The following is a 15,320-nucleotide window of genomic DNA, read 5'->3' as shown; positions in this document are numbered from 1 at the left end:
GGTCGGAGGTCCGCCTTCCCGCCGAGGCACGACGCGATGGTGATTGGAGTATCGGAGTCCAGCGGCAAATCTTTCCCCGCCCTGTCGCCGGGGCAAGACTTGCACGGTCGCCGATAGACACAATACATAGACGATGGCCGGATTTCCCGGAAATCCGCGACCGATGTGGAGGACGCTTTGTCAGGAGGCCGGCGCCCCAGATCGAAGCCGACAGGGAGAGACAGGTGGCAAAAGCAGGCAAGACGACAGCAAAGGCCAAGGCCGCCGCCCCAACAGATGCACCCAAGGCTGCCGGGTCTGCCGCCTCGCCGAAGGCCAAGTCGACCGCTAAAGCAGCGCACCCCCAGCCGGCGGCGAGGCCGGCCGCCAAACCCGCCACGACAAAGGCCAAGGCGGCCACCGCGAAGGCGGGCAAGCCGGCAACCGGGCCGGCAACCGGAAAGACAGCGGCCGGGAAGCCGGCCGCCGCCAAGTCCGCCTCGAGGGGCCTGCCGAAGGCGATCACCGAGCTTACCGCCGGCCTGCCGGAAAAGCCGTGGCTGAAAAGCTATCCGAAGAACATGCCGGCGGAGATCGGCGCCCTGCCCTACAAGTCCATCGGCGAGTTTCTTGTCGGCGCCTGCAAGCAATTCGGCGCACAGCCGGCCTTCGTGTGCATGGGCAAGTCTATCACCTACGCCGAGCTCGAGCGGCTGTCGGCTGCATTCGGTGCCTACCTGCAGGCAAGAGGCCTGGAGAAGGGCGCGCGCGTGGCCCTGATGATGCCGAACGTGCTGCAATATCCGGTGGCGATGATGGCCGTCCTGCGCGCCGGCTACACCGTGGTGAACGTCAACCCGCTCTATACGCCGCGCGAACTGGAACACCAGCTCAATGATTCAGGCGCGCAGGCGATCGTCATCCTCGAGAACTTCGCCGGCACGCTGCAGGCGGTGATCGCCAGAACGACGGTGAAGCATGTCATCGTCGCCGCCATGGGCGACATGCTGGGCGGCCTCAAGGGCGCCATCGTCAACCTCGTCGTGCGGCGGGTGAAGAAGATGGTTCCGGCATGGTCGCTGCCCGGACACGTCAAATTCAATGCCGTGCTCAAGACCGGCGCGACCATCGCCTTCAAGCCGCCTGCGGTCTCTGGCGACGACATCGCGTTCCTGCAATATACGGGCGGCACCACGGGCGTCTCGAAGGGCGCCGTGCTGCTGCATCGCAACGTGCTTTCGAACGTTGCGCAGAATTCGCTGTGGGTGGAGGACGCTTACACCGTCAAGCCGAAACCGGCGCACCCCAACTTCATCTGCGCGTTGCCGCTCTATCATATCTTCGCCCTGACGGTGAACGCGCTGATGGGCATGCAGCAGGGTGCACAGAACGTGCTGATCCCCAACCCGCGCGACATTCCGGGCTTCGTCAAGGAACTGGCGAAATACCCGATGCACATCTTCCCGGGCCTCAATACGCTTTTCAACGCGCTGCTCAACAATGAGGACTTCCGCAAGCTGGACTTCAAGCCGCTGATCCTGACGCTGGGCGGCGGCATGGCGGTCCAGAAGGGCGTTGCCGAACGCTGGAAGGCACTGACCGGCTGCCCTGTGAGCGAAGGCTATGGGCTCTCCGAAACCTCGCCGGTGGCGACCGCCAACAAGTTCAGCTCCGGCGACTTCACCGGTACGATCGGCCTGCCGCTGCCTTCCACGGAAATCTCCATCCGCGACGATGACGGCAACGACGTGCCGCTCGGCGAGGTGGGCGAGATCTGCATCCGCGGCCCGCAAGTGATGGCCGGCTACTGGAACCGGCCCGACGAGACCGCCAAGGTCATGACCAGGGACGGTTTCTTCAAATCCGGCGACATGGGCTTCATGGACGAACGCGGCTACACCAAGATCGTCGACCGCAAGAAGGACATGATCCTGGTCTCCGGCTTCAACGTCTATCCCAACGAACTGGAAGAAGTGGTGGCGCATCACCCCGGCGTGCTGGAAGTGGCGGCGATCGGAGTGCCCGACGAGCATTCGGGCGAAGTGCCTAAATTGTTCGTGGTCAAGAAGGATCCGGCGCTCACCGTCGAGGCGCTGATGGCTTACTGCCGCGAGAACCTGACCGGCTACAAGCGCCCGAAACACATCGAGTTCCGCACCGAACTGCCGAAGACACCGGTCGGCAAGATCCTGCGTCGCGCGTTGCGGAACCAGGCTTGAGGGATCCCACGGACGGCCTGAGGCGAGAGCGGGCGAACGCACCCGAGCCGGCGGAATTCATCAAGGCGAACATGCGGCTGGCGCCGGTGACATCAGTGCCGGAGGTCCGGCTCTATCAGGCGCATCCCGGCAGCGGCCTGCGGCGGCTGCTCGAACCGGACGACGGTGACGAGGGCCGGGCGGAGCCGCAGCCACCCTACTGGGCCTATGTCTGGGCGGGCGGCGCGGCGCTGGCCCGCCACATCCTCGACCGTCCGTCGATCGTCGCCGGCAAGCGCGTGCTCGACCTCGGCGCCGGCTCGGGGCTGGTCGGCATCGCGGCGGCAAAAGCCGGGGCGCGCGCGGTGATCGCGGCGGAAATTGACACCAACGGCGCCGTGGCGCTGCGCCTCAATGCGCAAGCCAATGGCGTCGCCATCCGGATACGCAGTGAGGATGTCACCGATGGTGCGCCGCCGGCGGTCGACCTGGTGCTCGCCGGGGACGTCTTCTACGCGCAGGACGTAGGGCAGCGGATGATGCCGTTCCTCGACCGCTGCCTGGCCGCCGGCATCGACGTTCTGGTCGGCGACCCCGGCCGCGCCTGGCTGCCCAGGCCACGGCTATGCTTGCTCGGCGAATATCAGGTGCCGGATGTCGGCGGCAACGGCGGCGGCGAGCCGAAGCCGAGCGCCGTCTTCGCGCTTGTGGCGGAACCAGGTTAGCCCGTCGCCGCGCTCACCCGGGCGGCGAGGAAATCCGGCAGGTCGGCGACGGAATCCAGAACGACGTCCGCCATCGGCGCCAGCGAGTCGCGTGTGCCGGTGCCGGAGAGCACGCCCACCGCCAGCCCGCAGCCGCCGGCCCGCGCCATTTCGAGGTCATGGCGGTTGTCGCCGACCATGGCGATCTCGCCGGGCTTCAACCCTGTCAAATCGCAAAAGGCGACAACAGTGTCGGGCGCCGGCTTGGAATTGGCCACGGCGTCATAGCCGAAGGCGGCATCGAAGAGCTGCGCGATGCCGAGCGTGGCAAGCGTCTTTTCGGCGCCGCTGGTCGAATCATTGGTGGCGACGCCCATGCGATAGGATCGCTGGTGCAGCGCGCGCAGCGAGTCGACGACGCCCGGCAGCGCGACCGCCATGGCCGAGCCCTGCGCCGAGGTGATCTCGTTGAAGCGCGAAACGGCATGCATCTGGTCTTCGTCCGACAGGCGCGGAAACCAGAGTTCGACGACATCCATGTTCGAGCCCGAGGCGAAGATCGAATCGGGCTTGAAGCGCTTGCTGACGAAGTCGAAACCCGCGGCGGCGAGCAGGCGATCAGCTTTCCAGCGATCGCCTTCGGCGGCATCCATCGCCATGAAGTCAGCGACACCGAGCCAGGTCGCGTTGAAGTCGACGAGCGTGCCGTCCTTGTCGAACAGTATTCCCTTGATATCCGCCAACCCTTTTACTCCTTGCCGCGCAATTGGTGGATATGAGCCACCAGTCCGGCAGTCGAGGCGTCGCGTCTTGCGGCAGTCTCCTTGCCCTCGACGACAGGCAGCAGCCCCGTGGCCAGTTCCTTGCCGAGTTCGACGCCCCATTGGTCGAAGGAATTGATGTTGAAGAGCGTGCCCTCGACGAAAACGCGATGCTCGTAAAGCGCGATGACCCGGCCCAACGTGCGCGGATCGAGCTTTCGGTAGAGGATGGTGAGCGAGGGTCGGTTGCCTGAGAAGACGCGATGCGGCGCGATGCGATCGACATCAGCCGGTTTCATGCCCTTGGCCAGCATCTGCGTGCGCGCCTCATCCAGCGTGCGGCCCTTCATGAAGGCTTCCGACTGCGCCAGGCAGTTGGCGAGCAGAAGATCGTGCTGGTGCTTGAGTTCGGGCTCATGGCCAATGGCGGCGGCGAGGAATTCGACCGGGATGAAGTCGGTGCCCTGGTGCAGGAGCTGGAAGAAGGCATGCTGGCCGTTGGTGCCGGGTTCGCCCCAGACCAGCGGGCCGGTCGGCGTGGTAACCGCGGTGCCGTCCAGAGTGACGCTCTTGCCGTTCGATTCCATGTCGAGCTGCTGCAGATAGGCCGGCAGGCGCGACAGGCGCTGGTCGTAGGGAATGACGGCGCGGGCCGGATATTTGCAAACGACCCGGTGCCACCAGCCGATCAGCCCCAACAGCACCGGCAGGTTCTCCTGCATGGGTGCCGAGCGGAAATGCTCGTCCATCTCATGCGCGCCGTCAAGGAAGGCGCGGAAATTGCGCGGACCGATGGAAATCATCACCGGCAGGCCGATGGCGCTCCAGACCGAATAGCGGCCGCCGACCCAATCCCAGAAGCCGAAGACGCGGTCCTGCTCGATGCCGAACTTCGCCACGAGGTCGAGCGCGGTCGAGACGGCGGCGAAATGCTTACCGATCGCTTCCTTTCCCAGCGCCTTTTCCACCCATCGGCGCGCCGTCTCGGCATTCGTCATCGTCTCGACGGTCGTGAAGGTCTTCGACGCGATGATGAACAGGGTCGTCTCCGCCGACAGACCCTTCAGCGTGTCATGGATATGCGCGCCGTCGACATTGGAGACGTAGTGCGCGCGCGGCCCGTCATGGTAGGGCGCGAGCGCCAGCGTCACCATCGCCGGGCCGAGGTCCGAACCGCCGATGCCGATGTTGACGATGTCGGTGATCTTCTTGCCGGTGGCGCCGGCCGCCGTGCCGGAACGGATGGCGTCGGCGAAGGCGCCCATGGCGTCGAGCACGGCAATCACATCGGCCTTGGTGTCCTGGCCGTCGACGACGACGCTCCTGCCGGTCAGGTTGCGCAACGCGGTGTGCAGAACGGCGCGGTTCTCGGTGATGTTGATCTTCTTGCCTTCGAACATGGCGGCGCGGCGTCCCGCGAGATCGGCGGCATCGGCGAGCTTCTCGAGCATCGCCATCGTATTCGCGTCGACCGCGCATTTCGACCAGTCGAGAAGGAGATCGCCGTCAGTGGCGGAAAACCTCTCGAAGCGCTTGGGATCGGCGGCGAAGGCTTCGCGCATCGTGCCCTTTGCCGTCGCGCGCTGATCACGCAGGGCGGCAAGTTGCTTGTCGAAAGATGACTGGTCCACTGGCGGGCTCCTGGCGAGTTTTTTGATTTATCTTAACTGGCCGGATGTTTCCGGCGCGTGTCGGCGCGTCAATCTATTGAGCCTAATTCCATTTCATTCAAGCGCGGCATCGCCGCAGTGCATCACGCTTTCATGATGCAATGCAGCATTGTTCTTGCCGACCGGTGGATGGACCGCTTACCCGGACCGATAGATCACTGGCATAAATCCCAGCGATCAGAAAAATTGATTGGCGCAACCCCTTATGCCACCCATACACTCCACTGGTCCAGCCAAGTGAAATCAGCTGGCCGTCCGAGGAAGATTTCCCATGCCACAGCGCAATGACACGGCCATATGGTCCGGCCTGTTCCGGATTTCGGCTGAATCCGGCCAAACCCTCCAGGCGCAGATCCGCCAGGCGATCGTCGCGGCCATTCTTGACCGGCAGATCGCCGCCTCGATGCCGCTGCCCTCTTGCCGGATTCTTGCGGAAAAACTTGGAGTTGCCCGTGGTACGGTGGTGCTCGCCTTCCAGCAGCTGGTCGACCAGGGTTTCCTGGTGGCGCGCGAGCGGCGGGGCCATTTCGTCAATCCGGACGTGCTGGCCACCCCCGCCAAGCCGCACCAGAAAGCTCCGGACCAGCAGAACGAGATCGACTGGAAAGCGCGCCGGCAGATCGCCGCGAGCGACATGCCGCCGCCGGCCAAGCACGACAACTGGATCAAGTCTTCCTACCCATTCGTCTACGGCCAGTTCGACCCGGCGCTGTTCCCGACCGCCGAATGGCGCGAGTGCAACCGCATGGCGCTGGCCGTGCTCGAGATCCGTAACTGGGCTTCCGACATGGTGGATCGCGACGACCCGCTGCTGATCGAGCAGATCCAGGCCAGGCTGCTGCCGCGGCGCGGCATCTTCGCCAATCCCGACGAGATCATCGTGACGCTGGGCGCGCAGAACGCTCTCTATATGCTGGCGTCGCTCTTGATGACCAAGGGCTCGAAGGTCGCGATGGAGGATCCCGGCTATCCCGACGCCCGCTCGATCTTCCGGCTGGCCGGCGCCGATATCCAGCCGGTTCCGGTCGACCAGTCGGGCATCGTGACCTCGTCGATCCCAAGCGATTCCGGCTTCGTCTTCGTCACGCCGAGCCACCACTGCCCCACCATGGTGCCATTGTCGGCGGAGCGGCGGCAGGACCTTCTGGCGCGCGCCAACCGCAACAACCAGATCATCATCGAGGACGGCTACGACAGCCAGTTGCTCGACGAGGCGCCGCAACAGGCACTGAAGAGTCTCGACCGCTCGGGCCGCGTCATCTACGTCGGCTCGATGTCGAAGACGCTGGCTCCGGGCCTCAGGCTTGGCTACATCGTGGCCTCGGCCGGGCTGATCGCCGAGCTCCGCGCGTTGCGCCGCTTCATGCTCAGGCATCCGCCGGCGAACAACCAGCGCGCCGTCGCGCTGTTCCTGTCGCTCGGCCACCACGAAGCGCTGGTGCGCCGGCTCTCCGCCGCTTTCGACGAACGGCGCAAGCGTCTGGTCCATGCGATTTCCGCTTTCCTGCCAGAATGGCGCTCGACCGATTCGGCGGGCGGCACATCGCTCTGGCTGGAGGGGCCGCGCGGCACCGATTCACGTGGACTGGCGGAAGCTGCAGCCTCGCGCAGCGTCATCATCGAGCCCGGCGACCGCTTCTTCGACCGCAGCGAAAAGCCCTCTCGTTTCATGCGCTTGGGCATCTCTTCGATCTCGCTGCAGCATATCGAGCCAGGCATCCGCGAACTAGCCACCGCCGCCGGCCGCAGGCCCGCGGCCGCCTGATCGCCACAGACTTCCAGATAGAGCCGGCGCCACGCCGGCTCTTTTTGTTTGCGCTGACTTGTCGCTTTAGAATTCTGGCATATTCGACGGGGTTGGTTGGCCCATATGCTGTACCAATGTCGGCGGCATAGTCGGGGGCCGAAGGGGACGAGGCAGGCCGATGGTGGACCAACCACCGCGCTCCGCCTCGCGCTAAGACAAAAGTGGAGTGCATCCATGTCGGTGGTTCTCGAGAAGCAGGAAGCGGCCTCGGATCAGCGTTCGCGGCGTTCCGGCGGACGCGAAGCGCGCCGCGCGATGCGGGCGGCGCCCTTGGCCGACGACATCCGACCCGTACGGGCGGGACTTGAAGGCGGCAGTTACGGCCCGTTGAGCCAGAACGACCAGGAGCGCATCCACGAAGCCGTGCTGACGCTGCTGGAGACGGTCGGCTTCGCCAATGCCATCCCGTCCTGCATCGAGGCGCTGACGCGGGTCGGTGGCGTCTATGGCGATGACGGCCGCATCCGGCTGCCCCGCGCGCTGGTGCTGGACACGATCAGACGAGCGGCGCGCAACTTCACTCTCTACGGCCAAGATCCGAAGCACGACATGCTGATCCAGGGCAAACGCGTGCATTTCGGCACGGCGGGTGCGGCGGTGCATCTGGTCGATGTCGAGAAGCGCGAATATCGCGAATCGCTGCTGCAGGATCTCTATGACGCCGCGCGTCTCGTCGATGGGCTGGACAACATCCATTTCTTCCAGCGCACCATGGTGCCGCGCGACATTCCCGACCCCCTCGATATGGATTTCAACACGCTCTATGCCTGCGTGATGGGAACGTCCAAGCATGTCGGCACGTCGTTCACCGTGCGCGAGAACGTCAAGCCGGCGCTGGAGATGCTCTACGCGATCGCCGGCGGCGAGGCGAATTTCAGGGCGCGGCCGTTCGTGTCCAACTCGAACTGCTTCGTCGTGCCGCCGATGAAATTCGCTGAGGACGCCTGCGGTGTGCTGGAAGCTTGCGTCGAAGGCGGCATTCCGATCCTGCTTCTGTCGGCCGGCCAGGCCGGCGCAACCGCGCCCGCGGCGATAGCCGGCGCCGTCGTGCAGGCGGTGGCGGAAGTGCTGATGGGCCTGGTCTATGTCAATGCCATCAAGCCCGGACATCCGGCGATCTTCGGCACCTGGCCTTTCGTCTCCGACCTTAGGACCGGCGCCATGTCGGGCGGCTCGGCCGAACAGGCGGTGCTGACCGCGGCCTGCGCGCAGATGGCGCAATATTACGACCTGCCCGGCGGATCGGCGGCCGGCATGACGGACTCCAAGCTGCCCGACATCCAGGCCGGCTACGAAAAAGGCATCACCAATGTCATGGCGGGTTTGTCCGGCCTCAACCTGGTCTATGAATCGGCCGGCATGCATGCGTCGCTGCTCGGCTTTTGCCTCGAAAGCCTGATCATCGACAACGACATGCTGGGTCACTGCCTGCGTTGCGTGCGCGGCATCGAGGTGACCGACGAGGCGCTGTCGATCGACACCATCGCCGAGGTCTGCATGAAGGGCCCGGGGCACTATCTCGGCAACGATCAGACATTGAAGCTGATGCAGACCGAGTATTTCTATCCGGCGGTCGGCGACCGGTTCTCGCCCAAGGAATGGAATGAAAAGGGCCGGCCCGACATCCTGTCGCGGGCAATCGCGGAGAAGAAGCGCGTGCTTGCCGAACGCTTCCCGCGCCATGTCTCGCGCCTGCTCGACGACAAATTACGGGCCCGTTTCGGCGACATGATCAAGCTGCCGCGCAGCGGCATGGGCGGCTGACCCTATTCCACGCTGAGTTCGTAGCGCTCGACGACCTCGGCGTTGATCAGCTTGGCGTGCAGCGTCATCAGCACGATCTGCGCGTCGAAACTGTCGCCGGCCTCCAGTGCCCGCTCGATACGGCGCTCGACCGCGACGGTCGGCTCACGGCCGTTGGCCTGCTCGAACACGGATGGCCCGGCGACGCAATAGCCGCACAGTTGCGCCACCGATGCATAGGCATCCGCCGGCGGCTCGTCCGGCCAGCGGTCATTCATCAGGTTGACGATGGTGAGTTTCACGCCCTCCGGCACCAAAGCCGGGTGCAGGTCGGCCGCGCGCAATGCGTCGTCCAACTGGCGCAAGTCGCTCGAACGGCCGAACATGCCAAGAAAGCCGAGGGAAGAACGCCGTCTCGCCAAAATGGTATTATCCCCTACGCAAGCCGTCTGGATCGAGCATATCTGTGGGCTTCATCGAGATGAAACAAGGGCAACAGAAAGGGGCGGCCTGCCATCGGCAAGCCGCCCCTTCGATTTAGCCAAAGACAGGTTCAGTGATTGTCGCGCGGCACGCCGCTTGTGTGCGCGACATCCTGGTATTTCACCGCCGGCTTCAGCACCATGCCGGCCGAGAACTGGTCGACCATGCCGCGCTGGATCTCCTGCCAAGGCGTCTGGTGCTTCGGATAGTGATAGCCGCCATCGGCCTGCAGCGCGGCGCGCCGCTTGGCGATCTCCTCGTCACTGACAAGGATGTTGGCCGTGCCTTTCTTGAGGTCGATTCGCACGCGGTCGCCGGTCTTGAGCAGCGCAAGACCGCCGCCGACCGCGGCTTCCGGCGAGGCGTTGAGGATCGACGGCGAGCCGGACGTGCCGGACTGGCGGCCGTCGCCGATGCAGGCCAGCGCATGGATGCCCTTCTTGATGAGATAGGCCGGCGGCTGCATGTTGACCACCTCGGCACCGCCCGGATAACCGACGGGACCCGCGCCCCGCATGAACAGGATCGTGTGTTCGTCTATGCCCTGCGCCGGATCGTCGATGCGGGCGTGATAATCCTCCGGTCCGTCGAAGACCATGGCGTTGCCTTCGAAAGCCTCGGGATCGTTCGGGTTGGAGAGGTAGCGCTGGCGGAATTCGGTCGAGATGCCGCTGGTCTTCATAATGGCGGAATCGAACAGGTTGCCCTTGAGATTGATAAAGCCGGCATTGGCCTTGAGCGGCTTGGCGACGCTGCTGATCACCTGCGGGTTCTCGTTGACGGCGTCCCTGCAATTGTCGCCCATCGTCTTGCCGTTGGCGGTGATGGCGTTGGGATGCGGCAGCAGGCCGCCCTTCATCAGTTCGGCGACGACGGCCGGCACGCCGCCGGCGTGGTGATAGTCCTCGCCGAGATACTCGCCCGTCGGCTGGAGGTTGACGAGAAGCGGGATGTTCAGTCCGATCTTCTGCCAGTCGTCATTGTCGAGCGCCACGCCGAGATGACGTGCGATCGCGTTGAGGTGGATCGGCGCGTTGGTCGAGCCGCCGATGGCCGAGTTGACGACAATGGCGTTCTCGAAGGCCTCGCGCGTCATGATGTCGGATGGCTTCAGGTCCTCATGCACCATGTCGACGATGCGCTTGCCCGTCTCGTAGGCGATCTGGCCGCGCTCGCGGTAGGGCGCGGGGATGGCAGCGGAGCCCGGCAGCTGCATGCCGAGCGCCTCGGCGAGCGAATTCATCGTGGTGGCGGTGCCCATGGTGTTGCAATAGCCGGTCGAGGGCGCCGACGAGGCGACGATATCCATGAACTCGTCATAGTTGATCTCGCCGGCCGAGAGCCTTTGCCGGGATTCCCACACGATGGTGCCGGAGCCGGTGCGCTTGCCCTTGTGCCAGCCGTTCAGCATGGGGCCGACCGACAGCGCGATGGCCGGAATATTGACGGTGGCCGCCGCCATAAGCAGAGCCGGCGTTGTCTTGTCGCAGCCGATGGTGAGCACGACGCCGTCGAGCGGGTAGCCATAGAGCACCTCGACGAGGCTGAGATACGCTAGGTTTCGGTCGAGCGCGGCGGTGGGGCGCTTGCCGGTTTCCTGGATCGGATGGCAAGGGAATTCGAACGGGATGCCGCCCATAGAGACGATGCCCTCGCGCACACGCTTGGCGAGTTCGAGGTGATGGCGGTTGCAGGGCGAGAGGTCGGAACCGGTCTGCGCTATGCCGATTAGCGGCTTGCCCGACATCAGCTCGGCGCGCGTCAGCCCATAGTTCAGGTACCGTTCCAGATAGAGCGCGGTCATGCCCGGATTGTCGGGGTTGTCGAACCACTCCTGCGAGCGAAATTTCTTTTTCCTGGTGGGGGCGCCTGCCATGGTGGTCTCCGTATTTGTATGACAAATCGATAGGACAACGCGCGAGCGCAAGCAAGAGGCACGCGCTGCCGGGACCCGGACTTTGGTGCGATAGACTTGTCGCGGGCCGCGCGCTACGACCAACCGACAACAGCAATCGGGAGGTCTTGATGGCTTTGGTGATCGAAGGCGAGGAGCGGATCGCCGCACCCGTCGAGAAAGTATGGGAAGCCCTCAACGACCCGAACATCCTGAAAGCGGCGATTCCCGGCTGCCAGAGCCTGGAAAAGAGCTCGGACACCGAGATGGCGGCCACCGTGGTGCTGAAGATCGGGCCGATCAAGGCGACCTTCAACGGCGCGGTAACGCTGAAGAATCTCAAGCCGCCGCATTCCTACACCATCCAGGGCGAAGGCAAGGGCGGGATTGCCGGCTTCGCCAAGGGCGGCGCCGACGTCACGCTGACCGCCGACGGGCCGGATGCGACGGTGCTCAAATACGCCGCCAAGGCCGAGGTCGGCGGCAAGATCGCGCAGCTCGGCAGCCGGCTGATCGAGTCGACATCGAAGAAGCTCGCGGGGCAGTTCTTCTCGACGTTCGGGGAGAAGGTCGGCGCCTGACCTCCCTTCGAGGGCTATTCGAACACGATGCTCGGCACGGCGGCTTCGGCCGCGCCGCGTTCCTCTTGGACCCGACCCCAGACCTTCAACGCTATGTCGCGATAGATCTTCGCCTCGGCGCCGTCCGGCTTCGAGGCAACGACCGGCGCGCCGGCATCGGAGCTTTCGCGGATGCCCATTTCCAGCGGCACCTCGCCGAGGAAGGTGACACCGAGTCTTTCGGCCTCGCGGCGCGCGCCGCCATGGCCGAAAATATCATAGCGCTTGCCGGTGTCGGGCGCGAGGAAGTAGCTCATGTTCTCGACGATGCCGAGCAGCGGCACATCGACCTTCTTGAACATGTTGAGGCCTTTTCGCGCGTCGATCAGCGCCAGGTCCTGCGGCGTCGAGACGATGACGGCGCCCGCGAGCGGCACCTGCTGGGCCATTGTGAGCTGGGCGTCGCCGGTGCCGGGCGGCATGTCGACCACCAGCACGTCGAGCGAGCCCCATTCGACCTCGCGAAGCATCTGCGTCAGCGCCGACATCACCATCGGACCGCGCCAGATCATCGGCGTCTCCTCGTCGACGAGGAAGCCCATGGACATCACCTTGAGGCCATAATTCTGCATCGGCTTCAGGATCTTGCCGTCGACCGTCTGGGGCCGCCCGTGAATGTTGAGCAGGCGCGGCATCGACGGCCCGTAGATGTCGGCGTCGAGCACGCCAACCTTAAGCCCATTGGCGGCAAGGCCAAGCGCCAGGTTGACCGCGGTGGTCGATTTGCCGACGCCGCCCTTGCCGGAAGCGACCGCGATGATGGCGTCGATACCTGGCACGCCGCGCTTGCCATGGCTCTGGGATGCGGGCGCATGCGGCGCGGGACGCTGCGGCGCCGGTGGCGGGGCGGCGGGCCGAGGGGCCGCCGGGCGCGGCGTAACCGGCGCTTCCATGCCGCCGCCTTTCTTCTCGGCCGTGAGCGCGACGATGGCGCCGGCGACGCCGGGGACGGCTTTCACCGCGCGCTCGGCCGCGGCTCGCAAGGGCTCCAGTTCCTGGGCACGCGCGGCGGGAACGGTAATGGAGAAGAACACCTTGGAATCGGCGATGAAGATTTCCGAGACCATGCCGAGATCGACGATGTTGCCGGTAAAGTCCGGCCCGTTCACCGTCTTCAGGCGCTCGAGGACGGATTCCTTGGTGATGGACATAAGCTTTTTCCCACGCGTTTGCGGGGTCAGATAATGCAGTTCCCCGGCAGAACCAAGCTTCGGAACGACATGGGCTGCGTCATTCCTGGAAAAACTTGCGTGGGATGTCGGGTTTCGCGGCCGTCGTTCGTCTTTCAGAATGACACATAGCACCAGGCGGCTGCGGTCGCGGGTTGACGGCCAGCCCTGTTTTGCCGGTTTCCAGCGCGCGGCCAAAACGACGTAACCGGCAGAGAAAGGAGAAACTCATGCTCGCTAACAGCAACGCCACTGCCAATCTCGCGGTGAAGGACCTGGGGAAGGCCAGGGCCTTCTATGAAGGAATGCTCGGCCTCAGCCAGGTGCAAGACATGGGCGGCGAGCTCATCGTCTATAAAAGCGGCGATACGTTGATCAACGTCTACCACTCGCAATTTGCAGGCACCAACAAGGCTACTGCCGTAACCTGGGCGGTCGGCGACCGCATCGGTGCAATCGTCAAATCGTTGAAGTCGAAGGGCGTCACTTTCGAGCACTACGACATGCCCGGCCTTTCACTCGAGGGCGACATCCATGTGGGCCAAGGCATGAAGGTCGCCTGGTTCAAGGATCCCGACGGTAATATCCTGAACCTTGCAGGCGAGTAACGGGACAGCGGCGACCCAGGCCGCTTCATGCGGCCAGCCGCGTCGCGAAATAGGTCAGCGCCGCGATTGCCGCAGTCGCCGGCAAGGTGACTACCCAGGCAACGACGATGTTGCCGGCAATGCCCCAGCGCACGGCGGAGACGCGGCGGGCGGCGCCTACACCGATGATCGCGCCCGTGATGGTGTGCGTCGTCGAGACCGGGACACCGAGCCAGGTTGCGGCGAAAAGCGTGATCGCGCCCCCGGTCTCGGCGCAAAAACCCTGCATGGGGTTCAGACGCGTGATCTTCGATCCCATGGTATGCACGATGCGCCAGCCGCCAAGCAGCGTGCCCAGCGCCAGAGCCGACTGGCACGTGAGGACCACCCACAACGGCACGTAGAAGCTCTGGCCGAGCATACCTTGCGAATAGAGCAGCACGGCGATGATGCCCATGGTTTTCTGCGCGTCGTTGCCGCCATGTCCCAGCGAATAGAGCGAGGCGGAAAAGAACTGCAGCACGCGAAACGTGTTGTCGACGGCGAACGGGGTCTGGCGCACGAACAGCCAGGAGACGATGAGAACGAGGACGAGCGCCAGCACGAATCCGGTCGCCGGCGAGAGCACGATGGCCGCGACCGTCTTGCCGAGCCCTGACCAGACGATGGCGCCGGTTCCGGCCTTGGCGACGCCGGCGCCGACCAGCCCGCCGATCAGCGCATGCGAGCTGCTGGACGGAATCCCGGCGACCCAGGTGACGATGTTCCAGACGATAGCGCCGACAAGCGCCGAGAAGATCACCGCCGGTGTGACGATGCTGGCGTCCACAATGCCCTTCCCCACCGTCTCGGCGACATGCAGGCCGAAGAACAGGAACGCGATGAAATTGAAGAAAGCCGCCCAAAGCACCGCGTAATGCGGCCTGAGCACACGAGTGGAGACGATGGTCGCGATCGAATTGGCGGCATCGTGCAGGCCGTTGAGGAAATCGAAGAACAGGGCCACGGCAACGAGGCCGATCAGAAGCGGAAAAGCGATCGTGGCGTCCATCGCCTAAACGTTCTCGATCACGATGCCGCTGATCTCGTTGGCGACATCCTCGAAGCGGTCGACCACCTTCTCCAATTGGCCATAGATCTCCGAGCCGATCAGATAAGCCATCGGGTCGCTGCGGCCATGATGCCTGAACAGATCCTTGAGGCCCTGCTCGTGCAGGTCGTCGGCGCGACCCTCGACGCGCATCACCTCTTCGGCGATCGCATTGAGGCGCGCCGCGTTGGCGCCGACCTTGCCGAGCAGCGGGATCGCCTCGGCGACCAGCCGGGCAGCCTGTACGATGACGCCCCCCATTTCCCGCATCAGCGGGTCGAACTCTGTGACTTCGAACAGTTTCACCGTCTTGACCGTCTTGTGCATCATGTCGATGGCGTCATCCATCGACTGGATCAGGTCCTTGATGTCGCCGCGGTCGAAGGGGGTGATGAAGGATCGCCTGACGGCAAGCAGGACCTCGGCGGTGATGCCGTCCGCTTCGTGTTCGAGGTCGACGATCTTCTGGCACCAGCGGTCGATGTCCTTGCCTTGAAGCAGTTGCTCTAGGGCCTCGGCGCCGCCGACCACGGTGCGCGAATGCCGCTCGAACAGGTCGAAGAAGCGATCCTCGCGCGGCAACAGCTTGCGAAACCAGCCCAGCATCTTGTCCCT

General features: G+C 64.5%; 13 protein-coding genes. 6 read left to right on the top strand and 7 right to left on the bottom strand.

Annotation, left to right across the window (positions count from 1 at the left end):
• Positions 1-224: 224 nt before the first annotated feature.
• Both ACR64R_RS25605 and ACR64R_RS25600 read left to right on the top strand, forming a co-directional pair.
• The gene (locus tag ACR64R_RS25605) at positions 225-2,198 is read left to right on the top strand and encodes a long-chain-fatty-acid--CoA ligase (RefSeq protein WP_487359024.1); all 1,974 of its coding nucleotides are present in this window, start codon (positions 225-227) and stop codon (positions 2,196-2,198) included.
• A 71-nt stretch (positions 2,199-2,269) separates the two neighbouring features.
• Positions 2,270-2,902 (top strand): class I SAM-dependent methyltransferase, encoded by a 633-nt coding sequence (locus ACR64R_RS25600; RefSeq protein ID WP_487362548.1) that lies wholly within the window; start codon positions 2,270-2,272, stop codon positions 2,900-2,902.
• Here ACR64R_RS25600 and ACR64R_RS25595 read toward each other — a convergent pair.
• Positions 2,899-3,624, bottom strand: coding sequence for an HAD family hydrolase (locus tag ACR64R_RS25595; protein WP_487359023.1), 726 nt, complete (start codon positions 3,622-3,624; stop codon positions 2,899-2,901). The two genes, ACR64R_RS25600 and ACR64R_RS25595, sit on opposite strands and share 4 nt — an antisense overlap.
• A 5-nt stretch (positions 3,625-3,629) precedes the next feature.
• The gene (gene pgi, locus ACR64R_RS25590; RefSeq protein WP_487359022.1) at positions 3,630-5,273 is read right to left on the bottom strand and encodes a glucose-6-phosphate isomerase; all 1,644 of its coding nucleotides are present in this window, start codon (positions 5,271-5,273) and stop codon (positions 3,630-3,632) included.
• 310 nt (positions 5,274-5,583) lie between these two features.
• Between pgi and pdxR the strand changes: the two genes are divergently transcribed.
• Both pdxR and ACR64R_RS25580 read left to right on the top strand, forming a co-directional pair.
• Positions 5,584-7,077, top strand: a complete 1,494-nt coding sequence (pdxR, locus tag ACR64R_RS25585; RefSeq protein ID WP_040986066.1) for a MocR-like pyridoxine biosynthesis transcription factor PdxR — start codon at positions 5,584-5,586, stop codon at positions 7,075-7,077.
• A 216-nt stretch (positions 7,078-7,293) separates the two neighbouring features.
• Positions 7,294-8,883 (top strand): trimethylamine methyltransferase family protein, encoded by a 1,590-nt coding sequence (locus ACR64R_RS25580; protein WP_487359021.1) that lies wholly within the window; start codon positions 7,294-7,296, stop codon positions 8,881-8,883.
• 2 nt (positions 8,884-8,885) lie between these two features.
• Here ACR64R_RS25580 and ACR64R_RS25575 read toward each other — a convergent pair whose 3' ends face one another.
• On the bottom strand, positions 8,886-9,248 hold the full coding sequence (locus ACR64R_RS25575; protein WP_487359020.1) for a hypothetical protein: 363 nt from the start codon (positions 9,246-9,248) through the stop codon (positions 8,886-8,888).
• A gap of 167 nt (positions 9,249-9,415) precedes the next feature.
• Positions 9,416-11,221, bottom strand: coding sequence for an IlvD/Edd family dehydratase (locus tag ACR64R_RS25570; RefSeq protein ID WP_487359019.1), 1,806 nt, complete (start codon positions 11,219-11,221; stop codon positions 9,416-9,418).
• 149 nt (positions 11,222-11,370) lie between these two features.
• On the opposite strand from ACR64R_RS25570, the gene ACR64R_RS25565 reads away from it, so the two are divergent.
• On the top strand, positions 11,371-11,820 hold the full coding sequence (locus tag ACR64R_RS25565; protein ID WP_487359018.1) for an SRPBCC family protein: 450 nt from the start codon (positions 11,371-11,373) through the stop codon (positions 11,818-11,820).
• Positions 11,821-11,834: 14 nt separating this feature from the next.
• Here ACR64R_RS25565 and ACR64R_RS25560 read toward each other — a convergent pair whose 3' ends face one another.
• A complete protein-coding gene (locus ACR64R_RS25560) occupies positions 11,835-13,010 on the bottom strand; it encodes an Mrp/NBP35 family ATP-binding protein (RefSeq protein WP_487359017.1) in 1,176 nt (391 codons plus the stop codon).
• A 248-nt stretch (positions 13,011-13,258) separates the two neighbouring features.
• Between ACR64R_RS25560 and ACR64R_RS25555 the strand changes: the two genes are divergently transcribed.
• Positions 13,259-13,636: a VOC family protein gene (locus tag ACR64R_RS25555; protein WP_487359016.1), complete on the top strand. Its 378-nt coding sequence runs from the start codon at positions 13,259-13,261 to the stop codon at positions 13,634-13,636.
• A gap of 25 nt (positions 13,637-13,661) precedes the next feature.
• Here the strand turns inward: ACR64R_RS25555 and ACR64R_RS25550 are convergent, their stop codons facing one another.
• Both ACR64R_RS25550 and ACR64R_RS25545 read right to left on the bottom strand, forming a co-directional pair.
• On the bottom strand, positions 13,662-14,666 hold the full coding sequence (locus ACR64R_RS25550; protein WP_487359015.1) for an anion permease: 1,005 nt from the start codon (positions 14,664-14,666) through the stop codon (positions 13,662-13,664).
• Positions 14,667-14,669: 3 nt separating this feature from the next.
• Positions 14,670-15,311, bottom strand: coding sequence for a DUF47 family protein (locus ACR64R_RS25545; RefSeq protein ID WP_487359014.1), 642 nt, complete (start codon positions 15,309-15,311; stop codon positions 14,670-14,672).
• Between the last annotated feature and the right edge of the window lie 9 nt (positions 15,312-15,320).

This window comes from Mesorhizobium sp. MC2-1-1 (genome assembly GCF_057597255.1).
The sequence above is the reverse complement of the archived record's forward strand: the minus strand, read 5'-3'. Positions and strand labels throughout refer to the sequence as shown.

What these genes read in the sequence shown, in the direction of transcription:
- ACR64R_RS25600 (WP_487362548.1), top strand. Translation starts at nt 2,270, where the DNA reads ATGCGGCTGGCGCCGGTGACATCAGTGCCGGAGGTCCGGCTCTATCAG.
- pdxR (WP_040986066.1), top strand. Translation starts at nt 5,584, where the DNA reads ATGCCACAGCGCAATGACACGGCCATATGGTCCGGCCTGTTCCGGATT.
- ACR64R_RS25580 (WP_487359021.1), top strand. Translation starts at nt 7,294, where the DNA reads ATGTCGGTGGTTCTCGAGAAGCAGGAAGCGGCCTCGGATCAGCGTTCG.
- ACR64R_RS25575 (WP_487359020.1), bottom strand. Translation starts at nt 9,248, where the DNA reads ATGTTCGGCCGTTCGAGCGACTTGCGCCAGTTGGACGACGCATTGCGC.
- ACR64R_RS25570 (WP_487359019.1), bottom strand. Translation starts at nt 11,221, where the DNA reads ATGGCAGGCGCCCCCACCAGGAAAAAGAAATTTCGCTCGCAGGAGTGG.
- ACR64R_RS25565 (WP_487359018.1), top strand. Translation starts at nt 11,371, where the DNA reads ATGGCTTTGGTGATCGAAGGCGAGGAGCGGATCGCCGCACCCGTCGAG.
- ACR64R_RS25560 (WP_487359017.1), bottom strand. Translation starts at nt 13,010, where the DNA reads ATGTCCATCACCAAGGAATCCGTCCTCGAGCGCCTGAAGACGGTGAAC.
- ACR64R_RS25555 (WP_487359016.1), top strand. Translation starts at nt 13,259, where the DNA reads ATGCTCGCTAACAGCAACGCCACTGCCAATCTCGCGGTGAAGGACCTG.
- ACR64R_RS25550 (WP_487359015.1), bottom strand. Translation starts at nt 14,666, where the DNA reads ATGGACGCCACGATCGCTTTTCCGCTTCTGATCGGCCTCGTTGCCGTG.
- ACR64R_RS25545 (WP_487359014.1), bottom strand. Translation starts at nt 15,311, where the DNA reads ATGCTGGGCTGGTTTCGCAAGCTGTTGCCGCGCGAGGATCGCTTCTTC.